The sequence below is a fragment of the Salipiger sp. PrR002 genome (assembly GCF_010500775.1).
GTDB lineage: Bacteria > Pseudomonadota > Alphaproteobacteria > Rhodobacterales > Rhodobacteraceae > Salipiger.
Genome location: NZ_JAAGOU010000014.1, coordinates 115,724 through 123,074, shown reverse-complemented (window position 1 = coordinate 123,074; position 7,351 = coordinate 115,724). Strand labels below are relative to the sequence as shown.

Here is a 7,351-nt window from a genome sequence, read left to right as displayed (position 1 = left end):
GATCCCTCGGTCGTCGATGACCTCATCGAAAACCGCGCCAACAATGGGTGAGCCGTAGAGCGGCCCTTAGGTCTCGTAAGGGGTCCCTTCGGGGACCCTTTGCATTGTGTCTCAAATCCGCAGTTAACCGCTTTGCCGAAAACTCCTTAAAATCCGCCGGATCCTGCTGCCGTGCGCCCTGCCCTGTGCTAATCTAGGACCGTGGGGACCGATAGCAGACGGAGCATTTCGATGCAGTTCACCGGTGTTCCCCAAGTGGTGGCACCTCTGGCCACCGGGCATCCCCTCGGCTTGCCCGGCGCCCCGGTCAGAACGGCCGAGGAGACCAAGGTGCAACCGGTCAAAGAGCAATCGACCACCGATACGGATCAGGGCGGGGAATATGGCGCCGACGGCCAGCCTCCCGCCAGCTTCTGGCGCAGCCTGACGGGGATGCCTGATCCCTCGAGCCACGTCGCGCCGCCCTCGATCATGCAACTGCGCATTACGGCCCTGCTTGAGGAACAGGCCGAGGCGCTGCTGAAGGAATTGCGCGGCAAGGCGCTCGCAGAGGGGATTGCGAACCGGGAGCCTGCGGAACCCGGGCGCGACGCGGAGGCGTCCACTAGCGCCACTCAGGGAGAGACCGACGCAGAGACAGCGGTTCGGCCCGATCTGCCGCAGCCGAAATTCGCGGCGGGCTCCAACCCGCACGCGAGTACAGGCGCGCGAGAGCCCTCGGCTCAAACTCCCGAACCGAGCCGCAGCGCATCTTCAAGCTCTGAGGCTCCTCCGTTTGCCGCAGCGGCCACCGACGAGATCGCCAAGACCCCGCCCCTGCCCGAACGTCAGCCCGCTGTGCCCAGCCAAACCGCCGAGCGATCCGCGCCTGCCCGCCCCAACGCGTCGGGGTCCGAGGGAGCAAACGCCACCGCCGGGCCGACAATCCGCAACCGTGCTGATTCGCACAGCAATGCACCCCACACGCCAACCGAGAGCATGACTTAGTTGCGACGCCAGAGGTTGAGTACCGCCCCAGCCTCTGCACCGCAGCGAAGATCGCGAACCCGTCATTTGCCGGTCGTCATGGCCGGTTTTCCCGCCTCGCCTCGCTTTTCATGCGCCAAAGCATGGCCTATAAGCGCGAAATCATCAGGCCCCGCAGAGACCGGGACCAGCATAACACCGGCGAGGACCGCATGAGCAAAGATAACCATGAAGCGGACGTGGCCTTCATCAAGGCCCTGGCAGAGCTTCTGCGCGAAAACGATCTGACCGAACTGCAGGTCAAGCGTGAATATGGCGAAGAGGACAGCCTGAACGTCCGCGTCAGCCGCGCCCTGCCGCAGGCGCCGGTGGCCGCCCCGGTCGCCGTTCCCGCCGCAGCCCCCGCAGCCGCACCGGCCGCCGCCCCCGCCGCTGCCGAAACAGCGCCCGAGGATCCGGCCGCGCATCCCGGCGCCGTCACCTCGCCGATGGTCGGCACCGTTTACATGCAGCCCGAGCCCTGCGCCCCGTCCTTCATCTCGGTCGGCGCACAGGTGAAAGAGGGCGACACTCTGGTCATCGTCGAAGCGATGAAGACCATGAACCACATCCCCGCTCCGCGCGCGGGCACCGTCAAGCGCATCCTCGTCGAGGACGGCGCCCCGGTCGAATACGGCGCCCCGCTGGTCATCCTCGAGTAAGAGGCTGCCATGTTCGATAAAATTCTCATCGCCAACCGCGGCGAGATCGCGCTCCGCGTGATCCGCGCCTGCCGCGAGATGGGCATCGCCTCGGTGGCAGTGCACTCGACCGCGGATTCCGACGCCATGCACGTGCGCATGGCCGATGAAACCATCTGCATCGGCCCCGCCTCCTCGACCGACAGCTACCTGTCGCCGCCCGCGATCATCTCGGCCTGCGAAGTGACCGGCGCGCAGGCGATCCACCCCGGCTACGGCTTCCTGTCGGAAAACGCCCGCTTCGTGCAGATGGTCGAGGATCATGACCTCACCTTCATCGGCCCCACCGCCGAGCACATCCGGGTGATGGGCGACAAGATCACCGCCAAGGACACGATGAAGGCGCTCGGCGTGCCCTGCGTGCCCGGCTCGGACGGCGGCGTGCCCGATCTCGAGACCGCCAAGCAGGTGGGCCGCGACATCGGCTATCCGGTGATCATCAAGGCCACCGCCGGCGGCGGCGGGCGCGGCATGAAGGTCGCGCTCAACGAGGCCGAGATGGAACGCGCCTTCCAGACCGCGCGTGCAGAGGGCAAAGCCGCCTTCGGCAACGACGAGGTCTACATCGAGAAGTACCTGCAGAAGCCGCGCCACATCGAGATTCAGGTCTTTGGCGACGGCAAGGGCAAGGCGGTTCACCTCGGCGAGCGCGACTGCTCGCTGCAGCGCCGCCACCAGAAGGTCTTTGAAGAGGCACCCGGCCCCTGCATCACCCCCGAAGAGCGCGCGCGCATCGGCAAGGTCTGCGCGGATGCCGTGGCCAAGATCAACTACACCGGCGCGGGCACCATCGAGTTCCTCTACGAGGACGGTGAGTTCTACTTCATCGAGATGAACACCCGCCTGCAGGTGGAGCACCCGGTGACCGAGGCGATCTTTGGTGTCGACCTCGTGCGCGAGCAGATCCGCGTCGCCTCCGGCATGGACCTGTCGTTCACCCAAGAAGAGCTCGAGATCAACGGCCACGCCATCGAGGTGCGGATCAACGCCGAGCGTCTGCCCACCTTCGCGCCCTGCCCCGGCAAGATCACCCAGTATCACGCGCCGGGCGGTCTGGGCGTGCGCATGGACAGCGCGCTCTATCAGGGCTACTCGATCCCGCCCTATTACGACAGCCTCATCGGCAAGCTGATCGTGCATGGCCGCGACCGCAAAGAGGCGCTGTCGCGCCTTGACCGGGCGCTTGGCGAGCTGATCGTCGATGGCGTGGACACCACGCTGCCGCTGTTCTCGGCGCTGCTGCAGGAAGAGGATATCCTCACCGGCAACTACTCGATCCACTGGCTCGAGAAGTGGCTGGCCAGCAAGCTGGCCGACGCCTGACCCGCACGTGAGCAGAGCGGACGCACACCATTTTGCGGCCCCTTCCCAGCTTTGGGGAGGGGCCGTATGACTCTGACGCCCGAGATCCTGCTGCAGGCCTATCGTGCAGGCATCTTTCCCATGGCCGAGCATCGCGACGACCCCGAGATTTTCTGGGTCGATCCGCGCCAGCGGGGCGTGATCCCGATGAAAGGCTTCCGCATCTCACGCAGCCTGGCGCGGCGATTGCGCAAGGATGACTACGAGGTCACCTTCGACCGCGATTTCGAGGGAGTGATCGACGCCTGCGCCGACCGGCGCGAGACGTGGATCAACTCGGAAATCCGCGCGCTGTTCACCGAGTTGCACCGTCGCGGCATCGCGCATTCGATCGAGGTCTGGATGGACGGCGCGCTTGTGGGCGGGGTCTACGGGCTTGAGATCGGCGGCGCCTTCTGCGGCGAGTCGATGTTCTCGCGCCGCCGGGATGGCTCCAAGATCGCGCTGGCGTGGCTCATAGACCTGCTGCGCCGTGCGGGCTTCACGCTTTTCGACACGCAGTTCCTGACCACGCATCTCGCCTCTCTGGGCGCGGTGGAAATCCCGCGACACCAGTATCGGGCGCAGCTTGCCATGGCCCTCGAGGTGACGCCCGATCTTGCCGGAACTCCACTGGCCGCGTCAGGTCAGGAGGTGGTGCAGCGCAGCACCCAGACGTCGTAACGCTGGTGATCCATCGGATTGAGCGCAGGCGACGAAGCGATCATCCAGCCGCGAAAGGCCGGATCGGGCTTGCCCGCTTCACGGATCGTCAGGAAGGCAAAGGCGTCGCCCGCACGGTTTCCCTCGGGGTAGCGGCATTCCCCAAGCGCAATCTCGATGCGGCCAAACTGCGTGCTGTCGCCGCTCGCCAGTTGGATGTCGGTGACCTTGCCGGTGAGCTTGTCGAGCCCGCGCAGCGTGGCGCCGGTGCCCGTCTCGGTGGCTTCCTGCTGCGCAGCTGCAGCGCCCGCAGCCCCAAGCCCCAGCGCCATGATCATTGCAAATACACGCGTCATTCACTGCCTCCGGCCACATATTTGAACAGCAGCGACATCAGGCTGACCGAGCCTTGCGTGTCGAGGATTTCATCACCCGCGCCATAATAGAAGGGCGAGCCGCCGGGGCTGATTTCAACGAAATTGCCGCCAAGCAGCCCCTCGGAAGAGATCACGATCGCGCTGTCGTCGGGCACCTGCACGCCGCCGTTCATCGCAAGCGTCATGTCGGCGCGGTAGGTTTCGGGATTGAGCGAGATGCCGGTCACCGAGCCTACCTTGACCCCGGCGAGCCGCACGTCGCTGCCCACCGACACACCCTCGAGCGAGCGGAAAGAGGCGCTGAGCGGGTAGCCATCGGCGCCGCCAAAGGCAAAGCCCGTGGCGCTGACCGCATAGGCGCCAAAGGCGATGGCACCGGCAAGCACCACGCCGCCGACCAAGACCTCGGTGGCAGTGTGCGTCATGGGGTTATTCCGGGCTCCACGCCTCGTAGTCCCGGCGCGGGGCCGGTTCCGGGCGGCGGATCGAGCCCTTGGGGGCATAGGCCAGCGCTGTGCCGGTCAGGTTCTCGATATGGGGTTTTTCCCAGCTCTTGTGCGCCAGCGGCTTTTCCGTCGGCGGATGCGGGAAGGTATGATGCAGCCAGCCGTGCCAATCGGGGCTGACGCGCGTGGCCTCGGCCTCGCCGTTGTACATCACCCAGCGGCGCTTGCCGTCCTTGGTCTGGTAGAACACGTTGCCCTGCTCATCCTCGCCGACGCGCTGGCCCTTGCGAGAGGTATAGAGCTGCGTGTTCAGCGTTGCCCCGTTCCACCAGGTAACGGCCCGCAGCAGCGTGTTGAGAATGCCCATGGACGACTCCTCGCTTAGTCCTGACACGTGTATGACCAAAAGCGCCGCCGAGGTCCAGCCGCGACGGCGCGGGGCAACGCGCTCAGGCCGGTGCCAATGCGGTCAATTCGATCTCGATCCGATATTTCGCATCGATCAGCGCCGTCTCGATCATCGTCGCCGCCGGAGGGTTGGCACCGAAGGCCTCGCGCAGCAGCGGCCAGCAGGGCTCGAACTCGGATGCGTCGGGCAGGTAGTAGGTCACCCGCACCGCGTCGGCAAAGCTTGCTCCGGCCTCGGCCAGCGCCTTTTCGATGGTGGCCAGCGCCGCGCGGCACTGATCGACCACCGTGTCGCCCTGCCCTACCGTTCCGGCCACATGCACGAAACCGCCGGCGACCACCGCGCGGCAGTACCCGATCTTCGCCTCGAACTCGCCGCCGGACGAAATACGCCTGATTGTCATGATCTGTCAGTCTCCATACCGGATGCGCGCGGCGATCCGGTCGGTTGCGGAATAGATGTGGAGATCCGTCCCCACGCCATCGCGCATATACCAATTGCCCGGCGCGTCCAGAGCCTGCCGCAATTCTTCGGTCAATGCGCCATCCCACTCACCGCTGCAGGCATCGAGAGGCTCGCGCCCAGTGCCAATCGACGGGGTCTGCCGCCAGTCGCCGCCGAACCGTTCCCACCAAGCACTGCCCACCCCCGAGGTAGGCGGGGTCTGGGCGATGCCGCCCCCGGTCCGGATGATCGCATAGGTGCAGCCGCCGTCCATGGCATCGGCATAGGCTTTGCTGGCCAGCACCGCCTCGATCGGCAGGAGGCCACCAAAGAGCTTGCCCGCAAGCATGTCTTCATCGGCGGAAGAGGGTCCCGCGCCCGTGCCGCCGCCCTGCGTGTGCAGGCCCGCGCCCGCCATGGGCAGGCTGCGTGCTTCGGCCTCTCGGCCTGCGAAATAGGCGAACCACGCCCATCCCCCCAAAAAGAAGATGCCTGCCACGACGGCAAGCATCCTCAATGCGTTCTGAACAAGCTGGGCTACGATCCAAGCCATGAACTGATACCGGTGTTACCTCATCCCACTGCCTTACCCGGCCGACGCAGGTTCTTTCTTGGGATCTGCGTAGATCAGGAGCGGCTTGGCGTCAGCATTGACCGATTCCTCGTTCACCACCACCTCGGTCACGTCATCCATGCCCGGAAGCTCGAACATCGTGTCCAGAAGGATACCCTCGAGGATCGAACGCAGGCCACGCGCACCCGTCTTGCGGGCAATCGCTTTCTTGGCGATGGCCAGCAGCGCGTCGTCGGTGAAGGTCAGCTGGCTGTCCTCCATCTCGAACAGGCGCTGGTACTGTTTGACCAGAGCGTTCTTGGGCTGGGTCAGGATGGTGACCAGCGCGTCCTCATCGAGGTCTTCCAGCGTTGCGATCACCGGCAGACGGCCAACGAATTCCGGGATCAGGCCGAATTTCAGCAGATCCTCGGGCTCGAGGTCCTTGAACACCTCGCCGACGCCCCGCTCTTCGGGATCGCGCACATCGGCGCCAAAGCCCATGGCAGAGCCCTTGCCGCGCTGCGCGATGATCCGGTCGAGACCGGCAAAGGCGCCACCGCAGATGAACAGGATGTTCGTGGTGTCCACCTGCAGGAATTCCTGCTGCGGATGCTTACGGCCGCCCTGCGGCGGAACCGAGGCCACGGTGCCTTCCATCAGCTTCAGCAGCGCCTGCTGCACGCCCTCGCCCGACACGTCGCGGGTGATCGAGGGGTTCTCGGACTTGCGGGTGATCTTGTCGACTTCGTCGATGTAGACGATGCCGCGCTGCGCGCGTTCGACGTTATACTCGCTTGCCTGAAGCAGCTTCAGGATGATGTTCTCGACATCCTCGCCCACGTAGCCCGCTTCGGTCAGCGTGGTCGCGTCAGCCATGGTGAAGGGCACGTCAAGAATGCGCGCCAGCGTCTGCGCCAGCAGCGTCTTGCCGCAGCCGGTCGGGCCGATCAGCAGGATGTTGGATTTCGCCAGCTCGATGTCACCGCTTTTCTGCGAGTGGTTGAGCCGTTTGTAGTGGTTGTGCACTGCCACCGAGAGCACGCGCTTGGCCTTCATCTGGCCGATCACGTAGTCATCGAGCACGTCGCAAATCTCGCGCGGCGTGGGCACACCTTCGGAGGATTTCAGGCCAGCGCCCTTGGTTTCCTCACGAATGATGTCCATGCAGAGCTCGACACATTCGTCGCAGATGAAGACGGTCGGTCCCGCGATCAGCTTGCGTACCTCGTGCTGGCTCTTGCCGCAGAAGCTGCAATACAGGGTGTTCTTGCTGTCGCCGCCGGAGTTCGTCGCCATATCACACCTTTCCAGGCCTTTGGGTTTCAAGCGTCAGGGCCGTTGCCCCAACAAGGCCTATCGTCTCTGCCTAGTCCGGAAAGTCTAAGACAGGGCTTTCCGGTCCACAATGT

Annotated in this window: 10 protein-coding genes; 4 read left to right on the top strand and 6 right to left on the bottom strand. The window is 65.0% G+C overall.

Translation table 11 applies throughout. The features are described from left to right. The first annotated feature begins 231 nt into the window (after positions 1-231). The 4 genes from G0A00_RS15635 to aat all read left to right on the top strand — a co-directional run bounded on the left by G0A00_RS15635 (position 232) and on the right by aat (position 3,731). The gene (locus G0A00_RS15635; RefSeq protein WP_164214212.1) at positions 232-987 is read left to right on the top strand and encodes a hypothetical protein; all 756 of its coding nucleotides are present in this window, start codon (positions 232-234) and stop codon (positions 985-987) included. 191 nt (positions 988-1,178) lie between these two features. Then, positions 1,179-1,667 (top strand): acetyl-CoA carboxylase biotin carboxyl carrier protein, encoded by a 489-nt coding sequence (accB, locus tag G0A00_RS15630; RefSeq protein ID WP_164182585.1) that lies wholly within the window; start codon positions 1,179-1,181, stop codon positions 1,665-1,667. Positions 1,668-1,676: 9 nt separating this feature from the next. Beyond that, positions 1,677-3,029, top strand: a complete 1,353-nt coding sequence (gene accC / locus G0A00_RS15625) for an acetyl-CoA carboxylase biotin carboxylase subunit (RefSeq protein WP_066101431.1) — start codon at positions 1,677-1,679, stop codon at positions 3,027-3,029. 66 nt (positions 3,030-3,095) lie between these two features. Continuing rightward, positions 3,096-3,731, top strand: coding sequence for a leucyl/phenylalanyl-tRNA--protein transferase (aat, locus tag G0A00_RS15620; RefSeq protein WP_164182587.1), 636 nt, complete (start codon positions 3,096-3,098; stop codon positions 3,729-3,731). Here aat and G0A00_RS15615 read toward each other — a convergent pair. The 6 genes from G0A00_RS15615 to clpX form a co-directional block, all read right to left on the bottom strand. Beyond that, on the bottom strand, positions 3,695-4,066 hold the full coding sequence (locus G0A00_RS15615; RefSeq protein WP_235953119.1) for a DUF2155 domain-containing protein: 372 nt from the start codon (positions 4,064-4,066) through the stop codon (positions 3,695-3,697). The genes aat and G0A00_RS15615 overlap by 37 nt on opposite strands. Next, on the bottom strand, positions 4,063-4,512 hold the full coding sequence (gene mlaD / locus G0A00_RS15610) for an outer membrane lipid asymmetry maintenance protein MlaD (protein WP_066101443.1): 450 nt from the start codon (positions 4,510-4,512) through the stop codon (positions 4,063-4,065). Before mlaD ends, G0A00_RS15615 begins: the two co-directional genes overlap by 4 nt. Before the next feature lie 4 nt (positions 4,513-4,516). Beyond that, on the bottom strand, positions 4,517-4,900 hold the full coding sequence (locus G0A00_RS15605; protein WP_066101446.1) for an NADH:ubiquinone oxidoreductase subunit NDUFA12: 384 nt from the start codon (positions 4,898-4,900) through the stop codon (positions 4,517-4,519). Between the two features lie 82 nt (positions 4,901-4,982). Then, positions 4,983-5,345: a RidA family protein gene (locus G0A00_RS15600; RefSeq protein WP_066101449.1), complete on the bottom strand. Its 363-nt coding sequence runs from the start codon at positions 5,343-5,345 to the stop codon at positions 4,983-4,985. Positions 5,346-5,351: 6 nt separating this feature from the next. Next, on the bottom strand, positions 5,352-5,885 hold the full coding sequence (locus tag G0A00_RS15595) for a hypothetical protein (RefSeq protein WP_164182589.1): 534 nt from the start codon (positions 5,883-5,885) through the stop codon (positions 5,352-5,354). 87 nt (positions 5,886-5,972) lie between these two features. Continuing rightward, positions 5,973-7,238: an ATP-dependent Clp protease ATP-binding subunit ClpX gene (clpX, locus tag G0A00_RS15590; RefSeq protein ID WP_066101455.1), complete on the bottom strand. Its 1,266-nt coding sequence runs from the start codon at positions 7,236-7,238 to the stop codon at positions 5,973-5,975. Positions 7,239-7,351 lie beyond the last annotated feature (113 nt).